The 26,271-nt window shown below is 48.2% G+C and carries 19 protein-coding genes, 4 tRNA genes, 3 rRNA genes and 1 pseudogene; 11 read left to right on the top strand and 16 right to left on the bottom strand.

The window, feature by feature from the left end; translation table 11 throughout:
* Complete coding sequence (vmeD, locus tag VV1_RS05120) at positions 1-3,120, top strand: multidrug efflux RND transporter permease subunit VmeD (protein ID WP_011079098.1); 3,120 nt, start codon at positions 1-3, stop codon at positions 3,118-3,120.
* 145 nt (positions 3,121-3,265) lie between these two features.
* A complete protein-coding gene (ubiK, locus tag VV1_RS05115; protein ID WP_011079097.1) occupies positions 3,266-3,517 on the top strand; it encodes a ubiquinone biosynthesis accessory factor UbiK in 252 nt (83 codons plus the stop codon).
* A 195-nt stretch (positions 3,518-3,712) separates the two neighbouring features.
* Here the strand turns inward: ubiK and ilvC are convergent, their stop codons facing one another.
* Positions 3,713-5,197: a ketol-acid reductoisomerase gene (ilvC, locus tag VV1_RS05110; protein ID WP_011079096.1), complete on the bottom strand. Its 1,485-nt coding sequence runs from the start codon at positions 5,195-5,197 to the stop codon at positions 3,713-3,715.
* 141 nt (positions 5,198-5,338) lie between these two features.
* Between ilvC and ilvY the strand changes: the two genes are divergently transcribed.
* Positions 5,339-6,229, top strand: a complete 891-nt coding sequence (gene ilvY / locus VV1_RS05105; protein WP_011079095.1) for an HTH-type transcriptional activator IlvY — start codon at positions 5,339-5,341, stop codon at positions 6,227-6,229.
* Positions 6,230-6,312: 83 nt separating this feature from the next.
* Positions 6,313-7,348: pseudogene (locus VV1_RS24535) on the top strand (IS630 family transposase).
* Between the two features lie 114 nt (positions 7,349-7,462).
* Here the strand turns inward: VV1_RS24535 and VV1_RS05090 are convergent.
* The 7 genes from VV1_RS05090 to VV1_RS05060 form a co-directional block, all read right to left on the bottom strand.
* Positions 7,463-7,553: transfer RNA gene (locus tag VV1_RS05090), tRNA-Ser, on the bottom strand.
* 102 nt (positions 7,554-7,655) lie between these two features.
* Positions 7,656-7,771: ribosomal RNA gene (gene rrf, locus VV1_RS05085) — 5S ribosomal RNA — on the bottom strand.
* Between the two features lie 123 nt (positions 7,772-7,894).
* Positions 7,895-10,782, bottom strand: a 23S ribosomal RNA gene (locus VV1_RS05080).
* Positions 10,783-11,060: 278 nt separating this feature from the next.
* A tRNA-Val gene (locus tag VV1_RS05075) sits at positions 11,061-11,136 on the bottom strand.
* A 28-nt stretch (positions 11,137-11,164) separates the two neighbouring features.
* Positions 11,165-11,240: transfer RNA gene (locus VV1_RS05070), tRNA-Lys, on the bottom strand.
* Position 11,241: 1 nt separating this feature from the next.
* Positions 11,242-11,317, bottom strand: a tRNA-Glu gene (locus VV1_RS05065).
* Between the two features lie 67 nt (positions 11,318-11,384).
* A 16S ribosomal RNA gene (locus tag VV1_RS05060) occupies positions 11,385-12,929 on the bottom strand.
* The 16S, 23S and 5S rRNA genes sit together here with 4 tRNA genes alongside, the layout of an rRNA operon.
* Positions 12,930-13,404: 475 nt before the next feature.
* Between VV1_RS05060 and VV1_RS05055 the strand changes: the two genes are divergently transcribed.
* Positions 13,405-13,971, top strand: coding sequence for a gamma carbonic anhydrase family protein (locus VV1_RS05055; protein WP_011079092.1), 567 nt, complete (start codon positions 13,405-13,407; stop codon positions 13,969-13,971).
* Here the strand turns inward: VV1_RS05055 and VV1_RS05050 are convergent.
* From VV1_RS05050 to tsaC, 4 genes are all read right to left on the bottom strand, one after another.
* Positions 13,961-14,224 carry a DUF1488 family protein gene (locus tag VV1_RS05050; RefSeq protein ID WP_011079091.1) on the bottom strand — a complete coding sequence of 88 codons (264 nt, stop codon included), beginning with the start codon at positions 14,222-14,224 and terminating at the stop codon, positions 13,961-13,963. The genes VV1_RS05055 and VV1_RS05050 overlap by 11 nt on opposite strands.
* 3 nt (positions 14,225-14,227) lie before the next feature.
* A complete protein-coding gene (aroE, locus tag VV1_RS05045) occupies positions 14,228-15,061 on the bottom strand; it encodes a shikimate dehydrogenase (protein WP_011079090.1) in 834 nt (277 codons plus the stop codon).
* A gap of 135 nt (positions 15,062-15,196) precedes the next feature.
* Positions 15,197-16,114, bottom strand: coding sequence for an oxygen-dependent coproporphyrinogen oxidase (gene hemF, locus VV1_RS05040; protein WP_011079089.1), 918 nt, complete (start codon positions 16,112-16,114; stop codon positions 15,197-15,199).
* A gap of 28 nt (positions 16,115-16,142) precedes the next feature.
* Complete coding sequence (gene tsaC, locus VV1_RS05035; protein ID WP_013570891.1) at positions 16,143-16,700, bottom strand: L-threonylcarbamoyladenylate synthase type 1 TsaC; 558 nt, start codon at positions 16,698-16,700, stop codon at positions 16,143-16,145.
* 180 nt (positions 16,701-16,880) lie between these two features.
* Here tsaC and purE point away from each other — a divergent pair, with 180 nt between their 5' ends.
* Positions 16,881-17,366, top strand: a complete 486-nt coding sequence (gene purE / locus VV1_RS05030) for a 5-(carboxyamino)imidazole ribonucleotide mutase (protein WP_011079087.1) — start codon at positions 16,881-16,883, stop codon at positions 17,364-17,366.
* 3 nt (positions 17,367-17,369) lie between these two features.
* Positions 17,370-18,503, top strand: coding sequence for a 5-(carboxyamino)imidazole ribonucleotide synthase (locus VV1_RS05025; RefSeq protein WP_011079086.1), 1,134 nt, complete (start codon positions 17,370-17,372; stop codon positions 18,501-18,503).
* A 64-nt stretch (positions 18,504-18,567) separates the two neighbouring features.
* Here the strand turns inward: VV1_RS05025 and VV1_RS05020 are convergent, their stop codons facing one another.
* Genes VV1_RS05020 through VV1_RS05005 form a run of 4 tightly spaced genes read right to left on the bottom strand, consistent with a single transcriptional unit; the run spans position 18,568 to position 21,843 of the window.
* Positions 18,568-19,137: a DNA topoisomerase family protein gene (locus VV1_RS05020; RefSeq protein WP_011079085.1), complete on the bottom strand. Its 570-nt coding sequence runs from the start codon at positions 19,135-19,137 to the stop codon at positions 18,568-18,570.
* Between the two features lie 23 nt (positions 19,138-19,160).
* Positions 19,161-19,640, bottom strand: coding sequence for a DUF494 family protein (locus VV1_RS05015; RefSeq protein WP_011079084.1), 480 nt, complete (start codon positions 19,638-19,640; stop codon positions 19,161-19,163).
* Between the two features lie 2 nt (positions 19,641-19,642).
* Entirely contained in the window at positions 19,643-20,746 is a 1,104-nt protein-coding gene (gene dprA, locus VV1_RS05010) for a DNA-processing protein DprA (RefSeq protein ID WP_011079083.1), read from the bottom strand.
* Positions 20,746-21,843, bottom strand: a complete 1,098-nt coding sequence (locus tag VV1_RS05005) for a LysM peptidoglycan-binding domain-containing protein (protein ID WP_011079082.1) — start codon at positions 21,841-21,843, stop codon at positions 20,746-20,748. Before VV1_RS05005 ends, dprA begins: the two co-directional genes overlap by 1 nt.
* A gap of 138 nt (positions 21,844-21,981) precedes the next feature.
* Between VV1_RS05005 and def the strand changes: the two genes are divergently transcribed.
* From def to trkA, 4 genes are all read left to right on the top strand, one after another.
* Entirely contained in the window at positions 21,982-22,494 is a 513-nt protein-coding gene (gene def, locus VV1_RS05000; protein WP_011079081.1) for a peptide deformylase, read from the top strand.
* Between the two features lie 31 nt (positions 22,495-22,525).
* On the top strand, positions 22,526-23,473 hold the full coding sequence (gene fmt, locus VV1_RS04995; protein WP_011079080.1) for a methionyl-tRNA formyltransferase: 948 nt from the start codon (positions 22,526-22,528) through the stop codon (positions 23,471-23,473).
* An 83-nt stretch (positions 23,474-23,556) separates the two neighbouring features.
* A complete protein-coding gene (gene rsmB, locus VV1_RS04990) occupies positions 23,557-24,837 on the top strand; it encodes a 16S rRNA (cytosine(967)-C(5))-methyltransferase RsmB (RefSeq protein ID WP_011079079.1) in 1,281 nt (426 codons plus the stop codon).
* A gap of 56 nt (positions 24,838-24,893) precedes the next feature.
* Positions 24,894-26,270, top strand: a complete 1,377-nt coding sequence (gene trkA / locus VV1_RS04985; protein ID WP_011079078.1) for a Trk system potassium transporter TrkA — start codon at positions 24,894-24,896, stop codon at positions 26,268-26,270.
* Position 26,271 lies beyond the last annotated feature (1 nt).

Genomic DNA, 26,271 nt, shown 5'->3' with positions numbered 1-26,271 from the left:
ATGCGCTTTACTGATGTTTTTATAAAACGTCCAGTTTTAGCGGTATCCATCAGCTTTTTGATCGCCTTGCTTGGCTTACAAGCGGTGTTCAAGATGCAGGTGCGAGAATACCCTGAAATGACCAATACCGTCGTAACGGTAACCACCAGTTACTACGGCGCCAGTGCCGATTTGATCCAAGGTTTCATTACTCAACCTTTGGAGCAAGCCGTTGCGCAGGCCGATAATATTGACTACATGACCTCACAATCGGTGCTGGGTAAATCAACCATCACGGTGAACATGAAGCTCAATACCGATCCAAATGCCGCCTTGGCGGATATTTTGGCCAAAACGAACTCGGTTCGATCGCAGTTACCAAAAGAAGCCGAAGACCCAACGGTGACCATGTCGACCGGTTCGACAACGGCGGTGCTGTATATCGGCTTCACCAGTGATGAGCTGTCATCAAGCCAAATCACGGACTACCTAGAGCGCGTGATTAACCCACAACTTTTCACCATCAATGGTGTGTCGAAAGTTGACCTCTATGGTGGCTTGAAATACGCACTACGCGTGTGGCTGGATCCTGCCAAAATGGGCGCACTACGCCTCACTGCAACCGACGTGATGGGCGTACTCAACGCCAACAACTACCAATCGGCAACGGGTCAGGTAACGGGCGAATTTGTCCTGTACAACGGCAGTGCCGATACTCAGGTCTCGAACGTACAAGAGCTGGAAAACTTGGTGGTGAAATCGGGTGATGGTGAAGTGATTCGCTTAGGCGATATCGCAAAAGTCACACTGGAAAAAAGCCATGATGTTTACCGCGCCAGCGCAAATGGCCAAGAAGCCGTGGTAGCCGCCATCAACGCAGCACCAAGTGCCAACCCAATTAACATTGCGGCAGATGTTCTTAAACTGCTTCCTCAGCTTGAGCGCAACCTGCCTAGCAATATCAAGATGAACGTGATGTACGACTCGACCATCGCCATCAATGAGTCCATTCACGAAGTTGTGAAAACCATTGTTGAAGCAGCCGTGATCGTACTGGTGGTGATCACCCTATTCTTGGGATCGTTTCGCGCCGTTATCATCCCTATCGTCACCATTCCACTGTCATTGATCGGTGTGGCGATGGTGATGCAAGCGATGGGGTTCTCGTGGAACCTGATGACACTGCTGGCGATGGTTTTGGCTATCGGTCTGGTGGTGGATGATGCGATCGTCGTACTAGAAAACGTCGACCGCCACATCAAAGAGGGTGAATCGCCATTCCGTGCCGCCATCATAGGTACGCGTGAAATTGCGGTACCGGTTATCGCCATGACGCTCACACTTGGCGCGGTGTACGCACCGATTGCGCTCATGGGAGGCATCACTGGTTCGCTGTTTAAAGAGTTTGCTCTGACCCTTGCGGGTTCGGTATTTGTATCCGGTATTATCGCGTTAACACTATCGCCAATGATGTGTTCGAAGATGCTAAAGGCACATGAAAAGCCAAGCAAATTTGAAGAGAAAGTGCATCATGTGCTAGATGGCATGACCAACCGCTACGAAAAAATGCTCAAAGCGGTCATGGACCATCGCCCTGTGGTGATCGGTTTCGCACTGATTGTTTTTGGTACGCTGCCTGTTCTATTTAAGTTCATTCCAAGTGAATTGGCGCCTTCAGAAGATAAAGGCGTGGTGATGTTAATGGGTACTGGCCCATCCAACGCAAACTTGGATTACCTACAAAACACCATGAATGACGTAAACAAAATTCTGTCTGATCAGCCAGAGGTTGAGTTTGCTCAGGTGTTTACTGGGGTGCCAAACTCGAACCAAGCCTTTGGTCTAGCAACATTGAAGCCATGGAGCCAGCGTGAAGCGAGCCAAGCGGAAATCACTAAGCGTGTGGGTGGTTTGGTTTCCAACGTCCCAGGTATGGCAGTGACGGCTTTCCAAATGCCAGAACTTCCAGGCGCAGGCTCTGGTCTACCAATCCAGTTCGTGATTACCACACCAAATAGCTTTGAGAGCTTGTACACCATCGCCAGTGACATTCTGACGGAAGTGACTTCAAGTCCGTTGTTTGTGTATTCAGATTTGGATCTGAAATACGACTCTGCGACGATGAAAATCAAGATCGACAAAGACAAAGCGGGCGCGTATGGCGTTACGATGCAAGATATTGGTATCACGCTAGGAACCATGATGGCTGACGGCTATGTCAACCGCATTGACCTTAATGGCCGCTCTTACGAAGTGATCCCGCAAGTGGAACGTAAATGGCGTTTGAACCCTGAGTCGATGAAGAACTACTATGTGCGCGCTGCCGATGGCAAAGCGGTGCCACTGGGTAGCTTGATCACCATCGATGTTATCGCTGAACCTCGTTCATTGCCTCACTTCAACCAATTGAACTCCGCTACCGTCGGCGCAGTACCTTCACCAGGCACAGCGATGGGCGATGCCATCAATTGGTTCGAAAACATTGCTAGCAGCAAGCTACCAACTGGCTACAACCATGACTACATGGGTGAAGCTCGTCAGTTTGTTACAGAAGGCAGCGCCTTGTACGCCACCTTTGGTCTTGCTTTGGCGATTATCTTCTTGGTATTGGCGATTCAGTTTGAATCGATTCGCGATCCAATCGTTATCATGGTATCGGTGCCACTGGCGATCTGTGGTGCTTTGATTGCGTTGGCATGGGGTCTTGCGACGATGAACATCTACTCGCAAGTGGGCCTGATTACCTTGGTTGGCCTGATCACCAAGCACGGCATCTTGATTTGTGAGGTGGCCAAAGAAGAGCAGTTACATAACAAGCGGTCTCGTATCGATGCGGTGATGGAAGCGGCGAAAGTACGTCTTCGTCCAATCCTAATGACGACGGCGGCTATGATTGCTGGTTTGATCCCACTAATGTATGCAACGGGCGCTGGCGCCGCTCAACGCTTCAGCATCGGTATCGTTATCGTCGCAGGTCTAGCGATTGGTACACTGTTTACCTTATTCGTGTTGCCTGTGATTTACAGCTACCTCGCTGAAAAACACAAACCGCTACCTGTGTTTGTAGAAGATAAAGATTTGGAAAAACTCGCTCGAGTGGATGAAGCAAAAGCCGCTCAACGCCAAATCGCAGAACAGTAATTGCGATGCAATATAAACGAAAGGCCGCTTATGCGGCCTTTTTGTTACTTTTCACACTACATCTGTGTCGCTTTTTTACGCCAGAGATAGCGACTTTCACCAGTCAATTACATAGAATACCAACAAAGAAATCAGGAGCTACCTCATGTTTGACCCAAAGAAAATTGAGCAGATTGCAAAACAAATTCACGACTCTATGCCACAACCCGTTAAGGATTTAGGTGCGGATGTGGATCAAAAAATCCGTCAAGTCATTCAAGGCCAACTCAACAAGCTTGATGTGGTTAGCCGTGAAGAGTTTGATGTGCAAACGCAAGTCTTGCTGCGCACTCGTCAAAAGCTCAGTGAGATGGAAAAGAAACTGTCAGAGCTTGAAGCAAAGCTCGCTGATAAGTAATCCCCAAACGCGACAGTTAGGGCGTTTTTCTTCGTTCTAAAGCAGCGATAAGCGAATAAACAAAAGGCTTGGTCAGAGACCAAGCCTTTTAATTACATGTTGTGTTTTCTTTTGTATTTATCACCCCAGTCTGCCTGGAGTTTTGTTAGCGCCCTTTTCTAGACACTAGAATGAGAATAGGTGGAAAGGCGAGACTTAGCCACCAACAGCGATACGTTTCATGTCAGTCATGTAACCACGCAGCTCTTCACCGATGTACTCAACAGGGTGATTGCGGATAGTCTCATTTACGGCAATGAGTGTCGCGTTATCAACTTGATTAGAAGTTTCACCTAACCCCTTACCAATCACATCTGTCCCTACCGAAGGCATAAACTTCTCACGAAGTAGCGGTGTTGCCACATTAGCAAACAGGTAGTTACCATATTCCGCTGTGTCTGAGATAACCACGTTCATCTCGTATAGACGCTTACGTGCAATTGTGTTGGCAATAAGTGGTAACTCATGCAGCGACTCGTAGTAAGCCGATTCGTCAATAATGCCAGAAGCCGTCATTGCTTCAAACGCCAGTTCAACGCCAGCACGAACCATTGCAACCATTAAGATACCGTTGTCAAAGTACTCTTGCTCAGAGATTTCAACATCCGTTGATGGGTAATTTTCGAACGCCGTTTCACCCGTTTCAGCGCGCCAGCCTAGCAGATTCGCATCATCATTCGCCCAGTCAGCCATCATAGTGCTAGAGAAGTGACCTGAGATAATGTCGTCCATGTGTTTGTTGTACAGAGGACGCATCAGATCCTTTAGCTCTTCAGAAAGCTCAAATGCTTTGATCTTCGCTGGGTTTGATAGACGGTCCATCATATGAGTGATACCACCGAACTTCAGTGCTTCAGTAATGGTTTCCCAACCGTACTGCAGTAACTTACCTGCGTAACCTGGGTCAATGCCTTCCGCAACCATCTTCTCGTAACATACGATAGAACCAGCTTGAAGCATGCCACATAGAATGGTTTGCTCACCCATCAAGTCTGATTTCACTTCAGCAACAAATGAAGACTCAAGACAACCCGCACGATGACCACCAGTCGCAGCCGCCCAAGCTTTCGCAATGTCCCAACCCTCACCTTTTGGATCGTTCTCTGGGTGAACAGCAATCAATGTAGGAACACCAAAGCCACGTTTGTATTCTTCACGAACTTCTGTACCAGGACACTTAGGCGCCACCATAACAACCGTTAGGTCTTTACGGATTTGCATGCCTTCTTCAACAACGTTAAAACCGTGTGAGTAGCCAAGAGCCGCGCCTTCTTTCATTAGGGGCATTACGGTTTCAACCACATTGGTGTGCTGTTTATCTGGTGTCAAGTTAACAACAAGATCAGCTTGAGGGATCAGCGTTTCATAGCTACCCACTTCAAAACCGTTCTCTTTAGCATTTTTGTATGATTGACGCTGCTCATCAATCGCGGCTTGACGTAGCGCGTAAGCAACATCAAGACCGGAGTCACGCATGTTTAGACCTTGGTTTAGGCCTTGCGCACCACAACCTACGATGACGACTTTTTTACCCTTAAGGTAATCCGCCTCTGTAGCGAATTCACTGCGATCCATAAAACGACAACGACCCAATTGGTCTAGTTGCTCACGAAGGTTCAAAGTATTGAAATAGTTCGCCATCAGGGCTCTCCTTAAAATTCATCCATCACGGTCGGTGGTTACTCACCGAATGAATTCATACTAAAACAGACTTTAAGTTGCTCAAAGTGATATATTCACAATTAGTAATTGCAAATAGTGCAACACGGAAAGACATATACAATGAACATCAAAAGCTTACAGCTATTTATTCACCTCTGTGATAGTAAAAACTTTGCCAAGACGGCAGCAGCAATGCACATCAGTCCATCCGCGCTCAGTCGTCAAATTCAAAAGCTAGAAGAAGAAACTAGCCAGCAACTCTTCACTAGAGACAATCGTAGTGTTGAAATAACACCTGCAGGTAAAAAACTGATGCCAGTTGCACTTAAAATGCTTAACGAATGGCAACAGTATCAATTACAAAACCGTTATTCAGAAACCGAACTCAAAGGGGAAATACGCTTATTTTGTTCCGTCACCGCCAGCTATAGCCACTTGCCAGAACTTCTTTCTGAATTTCGACTACAACATCCTTTTATTGAATTCAAAATATCTACCGGTGATCCTGCACAAGCCATGGATAAAATTCTGAACGGAGAGGCTGATATTGCTATTTCCGCCAAACCAGACACAGTACCAGCAAAAGTGGCTTTTGAGCCCATCAGCGAAATTCCACTCTCTGTAATTGCACCTCAAGGAGTGAGCAGTTTCACGGATGAAATGAACCGTGATAAGCCTGATTGGTCTTCGATCCCCTATATAGTTCCTGAAGCAGGTACCGCTAGAGAAAGGGCGAATACTTGGTTTAAAAAGATGAAAATTAAACCCAATATTTATGCTCAGGTTTCAGGTCATGAAGCGATTGTGAGTATGGTAGCTTTGGGGTGTGGTATCGGTATTGCTCCGGATGTTGTGATCAACAACAGCCCAGTCAAAGAGAAAATACAGAGACTAAAAGTCGCTCCCATTAAACCTTTTGAGTTGGGGGTATGCTGCATCAAATCTCAACTCGAAAATCCCCTAATTCAAGCCTTATGGAAAGTTGCTGAAAGTAAGTACATCGTGATTTAAGCAGCAATGCAAAGCCTGTCATACCAACCTAACTAAAAATATGATCTAATTGAGACTGTTACTTCTTCGTGATAAATGACGCTATGGACAGTCTTAATAACATTGATTTCAAAAAACTTGCTAGCCAACAAAAATCTATTCAAATGAAGATGTGATTGCTCGCATTGGCCCATTTTAAAGATGGTCACTCTCGAACCCAAATTGCTAAGTTCCTTAAGGTAAGCAGAACCAGTGTGAATAAATGGGTACAAACCTTCCTTGAAGAAGGGCTTGAAGGACTGCAAGAAAAACCAAGAACGGGTCGCCCAGCATTTCTTAACGCGGAGCAGCGAGAACAATTAAGTCGGTATATAAAAGCTCGAGCGATGGATTCGTCTGGCGGTAGATTAACTGGTAACGATATTCATGCTTATATCGTTAATGAATTTGGCAAACACTACCACCCAGATTCGATCTACTACTTGCTCAACCATATGGGCTTTTCTTGGATAACTTCACGCTCCAAGCACCCTCGTCAATCCCAGCAAATCCAAGACGATTTTAAAAAAATTCAACATTGAAACGATCCTTAAGATCCCCGGTCACATGGGGCTTGATAACGTCGATGTCTGGTTTCAAGATGAAGCAAGATTTGGCCAGCAAAACACGACAACTCGACTTTGGGCTGAGCGTGGCTCAAGACCAAGAGTGGTAAAACAGCAGCAGTTTGAATATGCGTATTTGTTTGGCTCAGTATGCCCCGCTAGAGGTATTGGTGAGGCAATGGTCGTTCCTTGGGTTAACAAGAACATTATGGTTGAGCATCTGAAGCAGCTCTCCGCGGTGACCGAAAAAGGTCGTCACGCAGTGGTCATTATGGATGGAGCGGGTTGGCATACCAATGACATTGCTGAGCCATTTGACAATGTCAGTATCATCAAGCTCCCACCCTATTCACCAGAGCTAAACCCGATAGAACAAGTGTGGAGTTGGTTAAGACAACACTCTCTCGCCAATCAATCTTTTGCGGATTACGAAAACATTGTCTCCAAAGTATGTAGGGCTTGGAATAGTTTTTTGGAATGTTCGGCCAGAGTCAGACAGATGTGCTCGAGAAGATGGATAGACCTGACCAGTTAATTTTCCATATTGGTATGATATTTGACAACTAGGGGTTTGACACAAATCCCTTCTTATTATCAAACACCAGAAATGACGAAAGCCTGCAAATTACTTTGCAGGCTTTCTATGTAGTGGCGGAGAGATAGGGATTTGAACCCTAGGTACGCTATTAACGTACGCCGGTTTTCAAGACCGGTGCTTTCAACCACTCAGCCATCTCTCCACAAATTGTCCTAAAACTTAGTCTTACTTATATAATGCTAGGTTTTAGTTTTGTCTTTAGACATCACTTTACAAAAAGGAATAACCTAAAGACAGTAAGTAAGCCTGGCGATGTTCTACTCTCACATGGGGAAACCCCACACTACCATCGACGCTATTTCGTTTCACTTCTGAGTTCGGAATGGATTCAGGTGGGTCCAAAACGCTATGGTCGCCAAGCAAATTCTGTTTTTGTCTTCACTTTTTCTAAAAAAGTGAAAGCAAAAAATCTGGAAAGCTGTTTATGTTCTCTACACATTCAATGTTCTTACATCGAGTCCATCAAAACCCTTTGGGTGTTGTATGGTTAAGCCTCACGGGCAATTAGTACAGGTTAGCTCAACGCCTCACAGCGCTTACACACCCTGCCTATCAACGTTCTAGTCTCGAACAACCCTTCAGGATACTTAAAGTATCAGGGAAGACTCATCTCAGGGCTCGCTTCCCGCTTAGATGCTTTCAGCGGTTATCGATTCCGAACTTAGCTACCGGGCAATGCGTCTGGCGACACAACCCGAACACCAGAGGTTCGTCCACTCCGGTCCTCTCGTACTAGGAGCAGCCCCCTTCAATCTTCCAACGCCCACGGCAGATAGGGACCGAACTGTCTCACGACGTTCTAAACCCAGCTCGCGTACCACTTTAAATGGCGAACAGCCATACCCTTGGGACCGACTTCAGCCCCAGGATGTGATGAGCCGACATCGAGGTGCCAAACACCGCCGTCGATATGAACTCTTGGGCGGTATCAGCCTGTTATCCCCGGAGTACCTTTTATCCGTTGAGCGATGGCCCTTCCATTCAGAACCACCGGATCACTATGACCTGCTTTCGCACCTGCTCGAACCGTCATTCTCGCAGTTAAGCGGGCTTATGCCATTGCACTAACCTCACGATGTCCAACCGTGATTAGCCCACCTTCGTGCTCCTCCGTTACTCTTTGGGAGGAGACCGCCCCAGTCAAACTACCCACCAGGCACTGTCCGCAACCCCGATTAGGGGCCAACGTTAGAACATCAAACATACAAGGGTGGTATTTCAAGGACGGCTCCAACGCAACTGGCGTCACGTCTTCAAAGCCTCCCACCTATCCTACACATGTAGGTTCAATGTTCAGTGCCAAGCTGTAGTAAAGGTTCACGGGGTCTTTCCGTCTAGCCGCGGGTACACTGCATCTTCACAGCGATTTCAATTTCACTGAGTCTCGGGTGGAGACAGCGTGGCCATCATTACGCCATTCGTGCAGGTCGGAACTTACCCGACAAGGAATTTCGCTACCTTAGGACCGTTATAGTTACGGCCGCCGTTTACCGGGGCTTCGATCAAGAGCTTCGCTTACGCTAACCCCATCAATTAACCTTCCGGCACCGGGCAGGCGTCACACCGTATACGTCATCTTACGATTTTGCACAGTGCTGTGTTTTTAATAAACAGTTGCAGCCACCTGGTATCTGCGACTCTCGTCAGCTCCATCCGCAAGGGACTTCACCATCAAGAGCGTACCTTCTCCCGAAGTTACGGTACCATTTTGCCTAGTTCCTTCACCCGAGTTCTCTCAAGCGCCTTGGTATTCTCTACCCGACCACCTGTGTCGGTTTGGGGTACGATTCCTTACAATCTGAAGCTTAGAGGCTTTTCCTGGAAGCATGGCATCAATGACTTCACTACCGTAGTAGCTCGACGTCGTGTCTCAGCCTTAAGAGTGTCCGGATTTACCTAAACACTCAGCCTACGCACTTGAACCTGGACAACCGTCGCCAGGCCCACCTAGCCTTCTCCGTCCCCCCATCGCAATTGTAAGAAGTACGGGAATATTAACCCGTTTCCCATCGACTACGCCTTTCGGCCTCGCCTTAGGGGTCGACTTACCCTGCCCCGATTAACGTTGGACAGGAACCCTTGGTCTTCCGGCGGGGAGGTTTTTCACCCCCCTTGTCGTTACTCATGTCAGCATTCGCACTTCTGATACCTCCAGCATGCTTTACAACACACCTTCAACGGCTTACAGAACGCTCCCCTACCCAATGTTCAAAGAACATTGCCGCAGCTTCGGTTTACAACTTAGCCCCGTTACATCTTCCGCGCAGGCCGACTCGACTAGTGAGCTATTACGCTTTCTTTAAATGATGGCTGCTTCTAAGCCAACATCCTAGCTGTCTAAGCCTTCCCACATCGTTTCCCACTTAGCTGTAATTTGGGACCTTAGCTGGCGGTCTGGGTTGTTTCCCTCTCCACGACGGACGTTAGCACCCGCCGTGTGTCTCCCGGATAGTACTTACTGGTATTCGGAGTTTGCAAAGGGTTGGTAAGTCGGGATGACCCCCTAGCCTTAACAGTGCTCTACCCCCAGTAGTATTCGTCCGAGGCGCTACCTAAATAGCTTTCGGGGAGAACCAGCTATCTCCGAGTTTGATTGGCCTTTCACCCCTAGCCACAAGTCATCCGCTAATTTTTCAACATTAGTCGGTTCGGTCCTCCAGTTGATGTTACTCAACCTTCAACCTGCCCATGGCTAGATCACTCGGTTTCGGGTCTATATCCAGAGACTATGGCGCCCAGTTAAGACTCGGTTTCCCTACGGCTCCCCTAGATGGTTAACCTTGCCACTGAATATAAGTCGCTGACCCATTATACAAAAGGTACGCAGTCACACCACGAAGGTGCTCCTACTGCTTGTACGTACACGGTTTCAGGTTCTATTTCACTCCCCTCACAGGGGTTCTTTTCGCCTTTCCCTCACGGTACTGGTTCACTATCGGTCAGTCAGGAGTATTTAGCCTTGGAGGATGGTCCCCCCATATTCAGACAGGATAACACGTGTCCCGCCCTACTCGATTTCACTGAACATGCATCGTCAACTACGGGACTATCACCCTGTATCGTCGGACTTTCCAGACCGTTCGTCTAACACATGTAAAGCTTAAGGGCTAATCCAATTTCGCTCGCCGCTACTTTCGGAATCTCGGTTGATTTCTTTTCCTCGGGGTACTTAGATGTTTCAGTTCTCCCGGTTCGCTTCATTGAGCTATGTATTCACTCAATGATACTGGCTTATGCCAGTGGGTTTCCCCATTCGGAAATCGTAGACTCAAGTGGCTGTTACTGCCTCATCTACGCTTATCGCAAGTTACTACGTCCTTCATCGCCTCTGACTGCCAAGGCATCCACCGTGTACGCTTAGTCACTTAACCATACAACCCCAAAGGGTCTTTGTTAAACAACCAAAGTTGCTATCTCATTATTTGAATGAGCGAGATAGCGTTGATTTTGCCGGACTCAATTTCGAATAGTCACTAAAAGTGACCTTCCCAAGAACACTTGAATGTGTTTGTTGGTGTTTGTCTTAAAGACAAACATTGAGAACTTTACAAACAACAATAAATTGTTGTTTTGTCAGCTTTCCAAATTGTTAAAGAGCAAGATTTCTTTCGAAACCATTTTTAAACACACTCGCAAGAATGCTTAAAGATGGTGGGCGATACCGGGTTCGAACCAGTGACCCCCTGCTTGTAAGGCAGGTGCTCTCCCAACTGAGCTAATCGCCCACATTATTTGTTTTCCCGTGGAAGGAAATGGTGGGTCGTGCAGGATTCGAACCTGCGACCAATTGATTAAAAGTCAACTGCTCTACCAACTGAGCTAACGACCCATGGTATCCCGTAGGGGAGTCGAACCCCTGTTACCGCCGTGAAAGGGCGGTGTCCTAGGCCTCTAGACGAACGGGACACTAAGATACTCTAAACTTTCTAAACCATATCAATCTGTGTGAACACTCATCGCAATAATCATCGTATAAGGAGGTGATCCAGCGCCAGGTTCCCCTAGCGCTACCTTGTTACGACTTCACCCCAGTCATGAACCACAAAGTGGTGAGCGTCCTCCCGAAGGTTAAACTACCCACTTCTTTTGCAGCCCACTCCCATGGTGTGACGGGCGGTGTGTACAAGGCCCGGGAACGTATTCACCGTGGCATTCTGATCCACGATTACTAGCGATTCCGACTTCATGGAGTCGAGTTGCAGACTCCAATCCGGACTACGACGCACTTTTTGGGATTCGCTCACTTTCGCAAGTTGGCCGCCCTCTGTATGCGCCATTGTAGCACGTGTGTAGCCCTACTCGTAAGGGCCATGATGACTTGACGTCGTCCCCACCTTCCTCCGGTTTATCACCGGCAGTCTCCCTGGAGTTCCCGACATTACTCGCTGGCAAACAAGGATAAGGGTTGCGCTCGTTGCGGGACTTAACCCAACATTTCACAACACGAGCTGACGACAGCCATGCAGCACCTGTCTCAGAGTTCCCGAAGGCACTACCATGCGTCTCCGCTGGCTTCTCTGGATGTCAAGAGTAGGTAAGGTTCTTCGCGTTGCATCGAATTAAACCACATGCTCCACCGCTTGTGCGGGCCCCCGTCAATTCATTTGAGTTTTAATCTTGCGACCGTACTCCCCAGGCGGTCTACTTAACGCGTTAGCTCCGAAAGCCACGGCTCAAGGCCACAACCTCCAAGTAGACATCGTTTACAGCGTGGACTACCAGGGTATCTAATCCTGTTTGCTCCCCACGCTTTCGCATCTGAGTGTCAGTATCTGTCCAGGGGGCCGCCTTCGCCACCGGTATTCCTTCAGATCTCTACGCATTTCACCGCTACACCTGAAATTCTACCCCCCTCTACAGTACTCTAGTCTGCCAGTTTCAAATGCAGTTCCGAGGTTGAGCCCCGGGCTTTCACATCTGACTTAACAAACCACCTGCATGCGCTTTACGCCCAGTAATTCCGATTAACGCTCGCACCCTCCGTATTACCGCGGCTGCTGGCACGGAGTTAGCCGGTGCTTCTTCTGTTGCTAACGTCAAATGATGCCGCTATTAACGACACCACCTTCCTCACAACTGAAAGTGCTTTACAACCCGAAGGCCTTCTTCACACACGCGGCATGGCTGCATCAGGCTTGCGCCCATTGTGCAATATTCCCCACTGCTGCCTCCCGTAGGAGTCTGGACCGTGTCTCAGTTCCAGTGTGGCTGATCATCCTCTCAGACCAGCTAGGGATCGTCGCCTTGGTGAGCCCTTACCTCACCAACTAGCTAATCCCACCTGGGCATATCCTGACGCGAGAGGCCCGAAGGTCCCCCTCTTTGGCCCGTAGGCATCATGCGGTATTAGCCATCGTTTCCAATGGTTATCCCCCACATCAGGGCAATTTCCCAGGCATTACTCACCCGTCCGCCGCTCGCCACCCGAGAAACAAGTTTCTCTGTGCTGCCGCTCGACTTGCATGTGTTAGGCCTGCCGCCAGCGTTCAATCTGAGCCATGATCAAACTCTTCAATTAAAAGTTTTTTTGAAGCTTGCGCTTCGGCTCAATGAATACTGAATAAATTGACTGTGCCGATACTTAGTATCGTTTTGGTCACTCAGTTCATTGATAAATCTTTTGGATTATCATCAACGAGTGCCCACACAGATTGATAGGTTTAAATTGTTAAAGAGCTTTCTTCTTTTGTGAATCGCATCACTCCGGAAGAGGCGGCCATTTTAGCGAGTTAAGTTTTAGTGTCAACCACTTTTTTCAAAACTTTTTCAGGTGATTCACCTGGCTAAATGCCTTGGCTGATGGGCTCTCGTTTCTTTCGAAGCCTTGCCGTGTCAGCGAGGGGGCATTATAGAGATCGGCGTCACATTGGCAAGCCCTTTTTCACGTTTTTTTTGATTTTTCTATCGTTTGAGTGTTTTTTATTCTAAACGATGAGTTTTTGCTACTCTTCTCACCCGATATCACCATTCATCAGGCTTTATTAGGAGGAAAAATGAGTTCGATTAGAAGTTATAAAGGCATTCATCCCCAAATAGGCGAACGCGTCTATATCGATTCAACCTCAGTCATTGTCGGTGATATTCGAATAGGTGATGATTCGAGTATTTGGCCATTGGTTGCGGCACGTGGCGATGTTAACCATATCCACATCGGAGCTCGCACTAACATTCAAGATGGCAGCGTGCTGCACGTGACCCATAAAAACGCAGAAAATCCTCATGGCTACCCTTTGCTGATTGGTAATGACGTGACCATTGGCCACAAAGTGATGCTGCACGGCTGCGATATTCACGATCGTGTGTTGGTTGGTATGGGGGCGATTGTTTTAGATGATGTCGTGGTTGAATCGGACGTGATGATTGGTGCGGGCAGTCTAGTACCGCCAGGGAAAAGATTAGAAAGCGGCTATCTTTATGTTGGTAGCCCAATAAAACAAGCTCGCCCTCTATCAGAGAAAGAACGAGCTTTTTTACTAAAGTCAGCGGACAACTATGTCCAAAACAAGAATGACTATTTAACTGAAGTAAAAGACCTTCATGAAAGACAAACTAATCGATAATGATATGGCCTTCTTCGTTGAAGGCTTCATCTTCTATTAACTCTTCTGCTATTTCTTCCAGATCAAATCGGTAATCAATAAAAGCAGCGATCACCGCTTGCTCAGTATCGAGCTCTAAGCCCGATAATTTTTCTAGCTTATGTTTCGCCACAAAACACTCTATTAGTGCACCCGATTGTTGCGCGGCGAAGTTCACTGATTGTGACGCTTCATCCCAAGATTGCATGTCTGGAAATAAGATGGCTTGATTCATCGCTTATAGCCCTTCAAGATTTTTTCTTAACTCGCGCAAGATTTGTTTAGACCCGGGACGCAACCCTCTCCATAGCATGAAACTTTCGGCAGCTTGCCCAACCAACATACCCAACCCGTCATAGGCATGAGCAGCGCCGTGTTGCTTAGCCCATTGATTGAAGGTGGTATCGCCCTTGCCATACATCATGTCATAGCTAGTACTGTTGGCGGCAAATATAGATGAAGAGAGGGCAGGTAACTCACCACTCAATGAGGCAGACGTAGAGTTGATAATAACATCGTACTCTTCCGTCACTGTATTCATCTCTTTTGCGGTAACAGATCCATAGGCAGCAAACAACACAGCCAGTTTTTCAGCTTTAGAGAAAGTACGATTCGTAATGGTGAGAGAGGTTGGTTTCTGGTCGAGTAGTGGTTTAAGCACGCCACGAGCGGCACCACCAGCGCCTATCACTAGAATACGTGCACCTGCTAACACAACTTGGTGCTGCAACAAGTCTTGCACAAGGCCAGCGCCATCAGTGTTGTCACCAATGATATCGCCATCATCCAGTTTTTTTAGTGTATTCACTGCGCCAGCCAATTGGGCTCGCTCCGTTAAACGACTCGCAAACTGATACGCCTCTTCCTTAAAAGGTAAAGTCACATTGCACCCTTTTCCCCCTTCAGCAAAAAACGCTTTCACTGCCTCAACAAACCCCTCTTTTGGCGCGGTTTCTGCGGTGTAGATTAAAGGCTGGTTGGTTTGGCGAGCAAACAAGGTGTGAATAAATGGCGATTTACTGTGTTCGATAGGGTTACCAAACACGGCATAACGATCGATTTGTTGAGTCATTTCCTTACCTTTGTTGTTCTTACCGAGCTATTTCGCTCTTGCTTAGCTATAGCGAAAACAGGGCCATCTGATTAACGATGACCCTATCACTATCTATCTATATAGAAAAGAGCAATAGAAGAGGAGATTCCTTTCTTACCATTCTCTCGGTTTTAAGTAATGCTGGTAAAGGCTTGCTTCTGGCGAATCAGCCTGCGGTTCATAGCTGTATTCCCAGCGAGCCAGTGGTGGCATCGACATCAAAATCGACTCCGTACGCCCCCCACTTTGTAAGCCAAACAAAGTCCCGCGATCATACACTAGGTTAAACTCAACATAGCGGCCACGGCGATACAACTGGAATTCGCGTTCACGCTCGCCATATTCTGTCACTTTACGACGCTCAACAATGGGTAAGTAAGCATCGCAATACCCTTCACCAACGGCTTTGATGTAGTCAAAGCACTTATCAAACTCCCACTGATTGAGGTCATCAAAAAACAGGCCGCCGATGCCTCGAGTTTCACCGCGGTGAGGCAAATAAAAATAGTCATCACACCAAGCTTTATGCTGCGCATACACATCAGCACCAAAAGGCGCGCACACTTCCTTGGCGGTGTTGTGCCAAAATTGGCAATCCTCTTCAAACGGATAGAAGGGAGTTAAGTCAAACCCACCACCAAACCACCAGATCGGTGCTTCCCCCTCTTTTTCAGCAATGAAGAAACGCACGTTTGCATGCGATGTCGGAACGTAAGGATTGTGAGGATGCATGACGAGCGAAACGCCCATGGCTTCGAATCGGCGCCCAGCCAATTCTGGACGATGCGCCGTTGCAGAAGCTGGCATTGCATTACCCTGCACATGGGAGAAGTTAACCCCCCCTTGCTCAAACACGTTACCATCACGCATAACGCGCGTCCGGCCACCGCCACCCAATCGATCTCCTGGCTCTCGATACCAAGCGTCTTCTATAAATGTTGCTTTGCCATCTTCTTGTTCAAGTCGTTGACAAATTTGATCTTGTAACTGCATCAAGTAAAGCTTGACGGCTTCTTTATCTATTGTGGACATCTAAACTACCTTTTGAAGCTGAGCAGGGTTATCCCTGTCTTAATAATTGTTCTGTACGAGCATCGCGGATTTCACTAGGTCGATGGCGCTCACCAATCTCACCAAACAAAATGACAGAGATCTGGCTGCCCAATTGGTCTTGAACCTGCTCAACGGTTTTACACTCCGTTTGGCCCGACAAATTCGCACTGGTAGAGGTTAGCGGCTTTCCATACTCACTGCACAACTTTTGCACCAAAGGATGATCACTCACACGAACCGCAACGGTCTGACGATAGCCCGTGACGAGCGCCGATGCCCGAGCACTTGCAGGCATGACCCATGTATAAGGACCGGGCCAAGTGGCAAAAACTCGCTGAAGTTGCTCCGCTGACAAGCTTGTTAAATCGAGATACGGTTGGAGCTGTTGAAAATCAGCAGCGATCAAAATCAAGCCTTTGTCACTGGGTCGCTGTTTAATCGTCAAAAGACGCTCAATGGCCACCTCATTATCAGGATCGCAACCTAAGCCAAACACTCCCTCTGTCGGGTAAGCCACCACTTGACCTTGCTTTAACGCCTTCACGACTTGTTGTAAATTACTCACCACTTCTTCTCTCTAGACACTCAACCTATTACAAATAAGCCAATAACCAGCCGAATGCCAGCGAAAAACGCGCATGGTGGTTTCCACTCAAAAGCAAACGTTTGCTTGAGGTAAAAAACCTCGTATAATGCGCACAAAATTGATCAGCTCACCCAATTATGCAGCTTGAAGGAGTTTGAGATGAAAGTCGGTATCATCATGGGTTCTAAATCAGATTGGCCAACCATGAAACTGGCAGCAGAAATGCTGGACAGATTTGGCGTGGAATACGAAACCAAAGTGGTTTCAGCACATCGAACTCCTCATCTCCTCGCTGAATATGCCTCAACCGCCAAAGAGCGTGGGTTGAAAGTGATTATTGCCGGTGCAGGTGGCGCGGCGCATTTGCCGGGCATGGCAGCGGCATTTACCAGCTTGCCCGTTTTGGGCGTACCCGTGCAATCACGTGCTTTATCAGGGCTCGACTCTCTCTACTCTATTGTGCAAATGCCAAAAGGCATCGCAGTAGGTACATTGGCCATTGGTGAAGCCGGTGCCGCGAACGCGGGTCTTCTCGCTGCGCAAATCCTTGGAACTCACGACGAAAATATCATGGCCAAAGTTGAAGCCTTCCGCAGTGAGCAAACTGAAAGCGTCCTCGCTAACCCAAATCCTGCAGAGGACTAAATCATGCACGTATTGGTTCTAGGCGCAGGGCAATTGGCACGTATGATGTCGTTAGCCGGTGCGCCTTTGAATATTCAGATTTCTGCCTACGATGTGACAACGGGTGATGTCGTTCATCCTTTGACATTGCATCTCCTTGGTCACGGCTTGGAGCAAGCGATTGAATACGTTGATGTGATCACTGCAGAATTTGAACACATTCCTCATGACGTATTGGCGATCTGCCAAGCGAGTGGCAAGTTTCTTCCAAGTAGTGAGGCGATTAAGGCTGGCGGTGATCGTCGTTTGGAAAAAGCCTTGCTTGACCATGCAGGCGTACGCAATGCCAATTACTACGTCATTGAAACGCGTGAAGACTTCAATAAAGCGATTGAACACGTTGGGATACCTATGGTGTTGAAAAGCGCATTAGGTGGCTATGATGGTAAAGGGCAATGGCGCTTAAAAGATGCCGCACAAATTGAAACCCTTTGGCAAGAAATGGCAGCTTGTATCGCTGCTACGCCAACTCAAGCGATTGTCGCTGAAGAATTTGTTCCATTTCAACGTGAAGTTTCATTGATCGGCGCTCGTGGTAAAGAAGGGCAAATCGAAGTCTACCCACTGGCAGAAAACATTCACGTTAATGGCGTGTTAAGCCTTTCAACGGCAATCGACTCACCGGACCTACAAGAGCAAGCCAAACACATGTTTACTGCTGTTGCTGAAACATTGAACTACGTTGGTGTGTTGGCGCTTGAATTTTTCGATGTCGACGGACAATTGCTGGTCAATGAAATTGCACCTCGAGTTCATAACTCCGGCCATTGGACCCAGCAAGGAGCAGAAACTTGCCAGTTTGAAAATCATTTGCGTGCCGTTTGTGGCTTACCACTTGGGAGCACTAAGCTGGTTCGTGAAACCTCAATGATCAACATCCTTGGTGAAGATACTCTGCCCGCAAGCGTGATGGCGATGGACGGTTGTCATATTCATTGGTATGGCAAAGAGAAACGCGCCGGCCGAAAAATGGGCCATATCAACGTGTGTGGTGATTACAGCGGAGAGCTACAGCGCCGCCTTTGTGCTCTCGCCAATGTATTGGATGAGAAAGCCTTCCCCGCGGTGCATGAGTTTGCAAAAAAGTGGCAAGCGTAGCAAAGCTTGTGCTTATGCATAAAGAGTAAAAGGGGCGCCATGTGCGACCCTTTTCAATGTGAACTCAACGCGATTGAGTATGCTGGCATTTGCGGCTTGCGCATTGTAGCTTCACACCACTGGCGAGTTTCTTCTCGACCAACAAGGGAAAACCGCATGTTTCACAATGCCCTTTGACTGGCGGTAAGTTCACCGCAAACTTACACTTCGGATAGTTATCACAGGCATAGAAGGTTTTACCAAAGCGAGTTTTACGCTCAACTAAGTGTCCTTTGCCACACTCAGGGCAAGCAAACAACGCTTTGGAATTCTGCTCAGGTTCAGGCTGATTGATTGGTTCAATGTGATGGCAGTGTGGGTAATGGCTGCACCCGACAAACATACCGTAACGCCCTTGACGAAGCACCAACTCGTTACCACATTCAGGGCAAGCAACCCCCAATTCTTTGACGATATGGCCATCATTTTGATGAAGGGGCTTGACGTAATCACACTGTGGGTACTGATTACACCCCAAAAACGCGCCATGCTTACCGTGTTTTAACACCAACTCTCCACCACATTGCGGACAAGGCGTATGCTCAAGCGCGTGCTCGTGAGCGGAAAACAAAGTGCGATCAATTTTACTACTCATAGCTACCGTATTCGCGGAACAGTTTAATGAAGAATGCCTTGCTCTTTGGTGTATAACAGCTCTTCCATTAGCGTGTAGGCGTTCTCGTTGCCGGGAACATTGAATAGCACCATCAAAATAATCCACTTGAGATCTTCAAGCTCGAACTCGTTGGTTTCCAACCCCATCACTCTATCGATAACCATTTCACGAGTCTCAGTGGTTAACACATTGATCTGTTCGAGAAATAGCAAAAAACCACGACACTCAATATCAAGTCGTTGCATTTCTTTTGGCGAATAAACCCGTGTCGAAGAAACCGCACTGCAACGTGAAATCGCAGAATGGGCATCACTTTGTTGTAACGCCGCCAGCTCTTCTAACCAAAGAAGGGCTTTGTAGATATCTTGCTGGTGAAATCCTGCTCGAAGCAATTCGTCTTCAAGCTCATCTTGATCCACTTGTAAATCTGCATCGCTATGGATGTAGGTTTCAAATAGATACATCAGTATATCCATCATCATAGCTAGCCCCTCCCCCTTCGAATATAGCCACCGTTAACTGCAACAACATGCCCTGAAAGCTCAAGCTCCAAGAGCTGCATCATGACTTCTTGCACAGGTATATTGGTCCTGTTTGCTAGAATATCAACTGGTGTAGCCTCATTACCTACGTTAGCTAACAGCTGAGGAAATGGCAATTGTTCTTCCGTATTAGAGGAAGAAAATAAATCCGCTTGTTGGTTTGTCGACCAGTCGAGCAAAGTTTGCACTTCACTCAGCACATCTTCTACCCCAGTGACTAAACACGCTCCGCTTTTTATCAGCAAGTTTCCGCCGCGTGCATTGGTAATATGGAGAGAGTTAGGCAAAGCAAAGACTTCTCGACCTTGCTCAGCGGCATAACGGGCGGTAATCAAAGAACCGCTTTTCTCTGCCGCTTCGACCACCAAAACCCCCAGAGACAAGCCACTAATGATTCGATTTCGACGAGGAAAATGTTCGGCTTTGGCTTTAGTATTGGGACGAAACTCCGAAACCAGCGCACCTTGCTGACCAATTCTCTCGGCAAGGCCTTTGTGGCGAGCGGGATAAATATGTTGGAAGCCCGAACCAAGAACGGCAACGGTTTCGCCTCCCGCTCTCAGCGCACCATCATGGGCATGGCCATCAATCCCAAGCGCTAAACCACTGGTCACCACCAACCCATGCTGTACCAGTTGAGCCGCAAAGTCGCGAGCATGTTGCAACCCTTGCATGGTCGCATGACGACTCCCCACCAGCGCAATTTGTGGCTTGGTTAAGCAATGAGGATCACCCTGTACAAACAGTTGGCAAGGCGGTGAAGCCGTTTCCTTAAGCAGCGGCGGATATAGGCCATCATGAAGGGTAAGAATATGATGCTGGGAGGAAAGCTGCTGCCATTGAAGGGCGGCTTCAGCGTCTTGCTGAGCACTACTTCGCAAGGTGATGATTTGCTGGGACGACAGCCCCAGCGACAGTAGCTGCTCTTGGGAGTAACGCAGAATATTGAGCGGGGAATCAATACTGAGTAACTTGGTTAGCTTCTTAACCCCAATATTGGGCGTAAAACTGAGTGCTAACCAAGCATGCAGTTCATCCTGACTCATCAGGGCGTTTGCGCCGTCACTGATTCGTCAACTTGCACTGGCGCCACGACCAAAATGTCACGACTGATCGGTTGAGTACTGCGGGTGATCAACGCCAAGCTGAAGTATTCGTAAGGACGAATGATCATCAACTCACCAATGCGACTTTTCGGCAAGGATATCTCATCAGAAGAACCACTTTTCTCGTAGCTGAATTGGCTGTCACTGCTACGATAAACGTTGTTTGAGGCTTTATAGAGTTCGAAAATATGCCCTTGGCGTAAATTGTCCACTTTCCCTTTGTCCAAAATCACCACTTGGCTTGGTGCACTGTAATCGATGCCATCAATACTGCCCAATATCTTGGCATCCACATCTTGAGGGGCTGGCGCAGGATAAAAGGTCGTAGACAGTTCTTCGACGAGGTTTTCAGATTGCGGCAATGCAATGTCGTTGATCAATACTTCTTGTCGCTGACTGGTCACTTCAATACCGGAATAGTCTTGTGCCGATTCTTTAAGCTCACCTTGTGCAACCACACGTAGCGCGATCATGTTGGCATCGGGATCTGCTCGTTCAAACTCTTGCACTTGACGATAAATCGCCCAATGGGTTTCCGTTTGTTGGCCGCTGATGAAAATACGCTCGTCTTTGGCAAGGTATTTTCGTCCATCGCTGGTTCCCATCACGCGCGCGACACTGCTGAGCTTCTCTTTACTCAGTAGTCGGTCAGATTGCAGATAAGGCAGAACCAACCCTTCATCTACTGTTGGTACCGCTTTTTTCTCCGTGATTCGAGCTTTCGGGCTCAATGTCACCACCGGTTTTAAACTCAACATCGGCTGACCGTTTTTCCAAACTAACGAGAGCTTATCGCCAGGGTAGATTAAGTGAGGGTTATCAATATCAGGGTTGATCTGCCACAAACGCGGCCACAACCAAGGGCTATCCAAATAGAGCGCTGAGATATCCCAAAGGGTATCTCCTTTTACGACGACATAAGTTTGAGGTGCGTCTGGCTTGATGTTTAACGGAGCTGGCGACTCCTGGGCAGCCACACTCACACTAAACAACAAGGGTAACAATGCGCGTGAAGCGGCTTGCAGCACTGAGTTCATGCCTTAACTCCTAGATGGATTAGCGAAGCGACAAATGGGAAATTGCTGCTAGGATGCTGTCATTTAGGCTATAAAATGTCTAGAATTGAGCCAACAAGGTTTGTGCTGTTTCGGCACAGTTCAACATTTCGAGTGCATATGTCTGTATTACAAGTATTAACATTCCCGGATGATCGTCTTCGTACAGTAGCCAAACCGGTTGAAAAGGTGACACCAGAAATCCAAAAAATCGTCGATGACATGATTGAAACCATGTATGACGAAGAAGGTATTGGCCTTGCCGCAACGCAAGTCGACATCCATCAACGTATTGTGGTGATTGATATTTCTGAGAGCCGTAACGAGCCGATGGTGTTAATCAATCCTGAAATTTTAGAAAAGCGTGGCGAAGATGGCATTGAAGAGGGCTGTCTATCGGTCCCAGGTGCCCGCGCACTCGTGCCACGCGCCGCTGAAGTCACGGTTAAAGCGTTAGATCGTGATGGTCATGAATTTACCCTCGAAGCCGATGATTTGCTGGCTATCTGTATTCAACACGAATTGGATCACCTGCAAGGTAAGCTGTTTGTCGACTACCTATCACCGCTAAAGCGCAAGCGTATCCAAGACAAGCTAGCCAAAATCAAACGCTTTAACGAGAAACAGCGCTAAATTGCGCTGATACCATAAGAAGGAAGGTACCTTGAGCAAGCCTTTACGTATTGTATTTGCAGGTACTCCGGACTTCGCCGCCCAACATTTGGCGGCGTTGTTGTCTTCGGAGCATGAAGTCATTGCAGTTTACACCCAACCTGATCGCCCAGCCGGTCGCGGGAAAAAACTCACAGCAAGCCCTGTCAAAACCATTGCTTTGGAACACAACATTCCGGTTTACCAACCAGAAAACTTTAAGTCTGACGAAGCCAAGCAAGCCCTCGCGGATCTCAATGCTGACATCATGGTCGTGGTCGCTTATGGCTTGTTATTACCACAAGCGGTGTTAGATACACCGAAATTGGGTTGTATCAATGTCCACGGCTCGATTCTGCCTCGCTGGCGTGGCGCAGCACCGATTCAGCGCTCTATTTGGGCGGGTGATGCTGAAACGGGCGTGACCATCATGCAAATGGACATCGGCTTAGATACCGGCGACATGCTGAAAATTGCCACGCTGCCGATCGACGCAAGCGATACCAGCGCCACCATGTACGATAAATTGGCCAAGCTTGGCCCTGTGGTACTGGTTGAGTGTTTGGCAGATATCGCCGCTGGCACAGCCATCGCAATTAAGCAAGATGACGAGCGAGCAAACTACGCCAAGAAACTCAGCAAGGAAGAAGCACGCATCAATTGGCAAGACGATGCAGAGCACATCGAACGTTGTGTTCGTGCTTTCAATCCATGGCCAATGAGCCATTTCGAAGTGGCAGAAAACAGCATTAAAGTGTGGCAAAGCCGCGTCGAAGCCAGCAGTCATGACGCACCCGCGGGGACCATCCTCAAAGCGGATAAAAGCGGCATTTATGTCGCCACTGGCCATGGCTGCCTAGTATTGGAGCAGATCCAAATTCCAGGCAAAAAAGCGATGCCAGTACAAGATGTTCTCAACGCTCGCGCCGCTTGGTTTGAAGTTGGCAGTGTACTGAGTTAACCTGCCAAGCAATCGGGCATTTTTGCCCAGTTTAAGAACTTTACGAGGGCAGAGACGCCCTCTTTAACTTTAAGGTACTCATCATGAATGTTCGCGCTGCGGCTGCCAACGTCTTGTATCAAGTTGTCGACCGAGGCAACTCTCTATCGACCGCCCTTCCTGAAGCTCAACAATCCATTCGCCCTCGCGACCACGCCTTACTGCAAGAGATCTGCTACGGCGCATTACGCTACCTGCCTCGTTTAGAGAGCATTGCCGGTAAGTTGATGGATAAACCTCTCAAAGGTAAACAACGTGTTTTTCATCACCTCATTTTGGTTGGCTTATACCAGTTAGGTCACATGCGTATTCCGGCACACGCGGCGGTTGGTGAAACGGTGGAAGGCGCACAAGCGCTGAAAGGTCCTCGCTTACGCGGCTTGATCAATGCGGTTTTGCGCAACTATCAGCGTGAACAACAAGCATTGGATGAGTTTTCTGTCAGCCACAATGCCGGCAAATACGTTCACCCAAGTTGGCTACTGAAAATCCTGCAAGATGCTTACCCTGAGCAATGGCAGACGATTGTTGAAGCCAACAATAACAAAGCGCCGATGTGGCTACGCGTGAATCACGCTCATCATGATCGCGACGAATATCTGCAACTGCTCAAAAATGCAAACATTGATAGCACTCTGCACAGTGAAGCGATGGACGCCATAAAATTGGCCGCCCCTTGTGATGTACACAGCTTGCCAGGGTTTGAGCAAGGTTGGGTTTCTGTGCAAGATGCCGCCGCACAGCTGTCGTTTAACTATCTACAACCTAAAGATGGCGAACTGATCCTCGATTGCTGCGCGGCACCTGGTGGTAAAACCGCGCACATTTTAGAACGAGTCTCTGCTCGTGAAGTCGTGGCACTGGACTGCGATGAACAACGCTTGAAAAGAGTGACGGAAAACCTGAAACGCCTCAATCTTCAAGCAAAAGTGATTTGCGGTGATGCACGCAATCCTGAACAATGGTGGCAAGGCGAGCAATTTGACCGTATTTTGCTCGATGCACCTTGCTCTGCAACCGGGGTGATTCGTCGTCACCCAGACATCAAATGGCTGCGCAGAGCAGAAGACATCACTGCGTTAGCACAGTTACAAAGCGAAATTTTTGATGCCATGTGGGCACAACTCAAGCCAGGTGGCACCTTGGTTTACGCCACTTGCTCAATCACGCCAATGGAAAATGTGGAGCAAGTGAAGGCGTTTCTCGCCAGAACCTCAGCAGCACAACTGGTTGGCTCTGAGCGCGAGAATCCTGGTCGCCAAATTATTCCCGGAGAGGAAGATATGGATGGCTTCTACTATGCCGTGCTAGTTAAGCAAGCATAAGTAAATGGGCGATTGAAGCCTCTTCAGTCGCCTTTTTCGAATCACGAGAACAGAGTATGAAAATCATTATTCTTGGTGCAGGTCAGGTGGGTGGCACACTGGCAGAAAACCTGGTTGGCGAAAACAACGACATCACCATCGTCGATAAGGATGGCGATCGCCTCAGAGAGCTGCAGGATAAATATGACTTGCGAGTGGTGAATGGCCATGCCAGTCACCCAGACGTATTGCATGAAGCAGGCGCACAAGATGCCGATATGCTGGTGGCCGTGACCAATACCGATGAAACCAACATGGCAGCCTGTCAGGTCGCCTTTACTCTGTTTAACACCCCAAACCGCATTGCTCGCATCCGTTCGCCACAATATTTGGCGCAAAAAGAAGCACTGTTTAAATCCGGCGCGATTCCTGTCGATCATTTGATTGCCCCCGAGGAGCTGGTGACCAGCTACATTGAACGTTTGATTCAATACCCTGGTGCATTGCAAGTGGTGAGCTTTGCGGAAGAAAAAGTCAGCCTCGTTGCCGTAAAAGCTTACTATGGCGGCCCGTTGGTGGGTAACGCACTTTCTGCCTTACGCGAACACATGCCTCACATTGATACCCGTGTTGCCGCGATTTTCCGCCAAGGCCGTCCGATTCGTCCTCAAGGCACCACCATCATTGAAGCCGATGATGAAGTCTTTTTCGTTGCCGCCAGTAACCACATTCGCTCTGTGATGAGCGAGTTACAGCGACTGGAAAAACCTTATCGCCGTATCATGATCGTCGGCGGTGGTAACATCGGCGCCAGCTTAGCCAAGCGTTTAGAACAAACCTATAGCGTAAAGCTGATTGAGCGCAACCTACAGCGAGCAGAAAAGCTGTCAGAAGAGTTGGAAAACACCATCGTGTTTTGTGGTGATGCTGCCGATCAAGAGCTACTGACGGAAGAAAACATCGACCAGGTCGACGTCTTTATCGCCCTCACCAACGAGGACGAAACCAACATCATGTCGGCGATGTTGGCCAAACGCATGGGTGCCAAAAAAGTGATGGTGCTGATCCAGCGTGGTGCTTACGTCGATCTAGTGCAAGGCGGCGTGATTGATGTGGCCATTTCACCTCAACAAGCGACCATTTCAGCGCTATTGACCCACGTTCGTCGTGCCGACATCGTTAACGTATCGTCTCTACGCCGCGGCGCTGCTGAAGCAATTGAAGCGGTTGCACACGGTGATGAAAGCAACTCGAAAGTGGTGGGCCGCGCCGTTGGCGACATCAAACTGCCACCGGGTACCACCATTGGTGCGATTGTGCGTGGTGAAGAGGTGCTCATTGCCCATGACCGCACCGTGATTGAACAAGATGATCACGTGGTGATGTTCTTGGTCGATAAGAAATACGTACCAGACGTCGAAGCCTTGTTCCAGCCGAGCCCATTCTTCCTCTAGG

The organism is Vibrio vulnificus CMCP6 (genome assembly GCF_000039765.1).
GTDB classification, from domain to species: domain Bacteria; phylum Pseudomonadota; class Gammaproteobacteria; order Enterobacterales; family Vibrionaceae; genus Vibrio; species Vibrio vulnificus_B.
The sequence above is the reverse complement of the archived record's forward strand: the minus strand, read 5'-3'. Positions and strand labels throughout refer to the sequence as shown.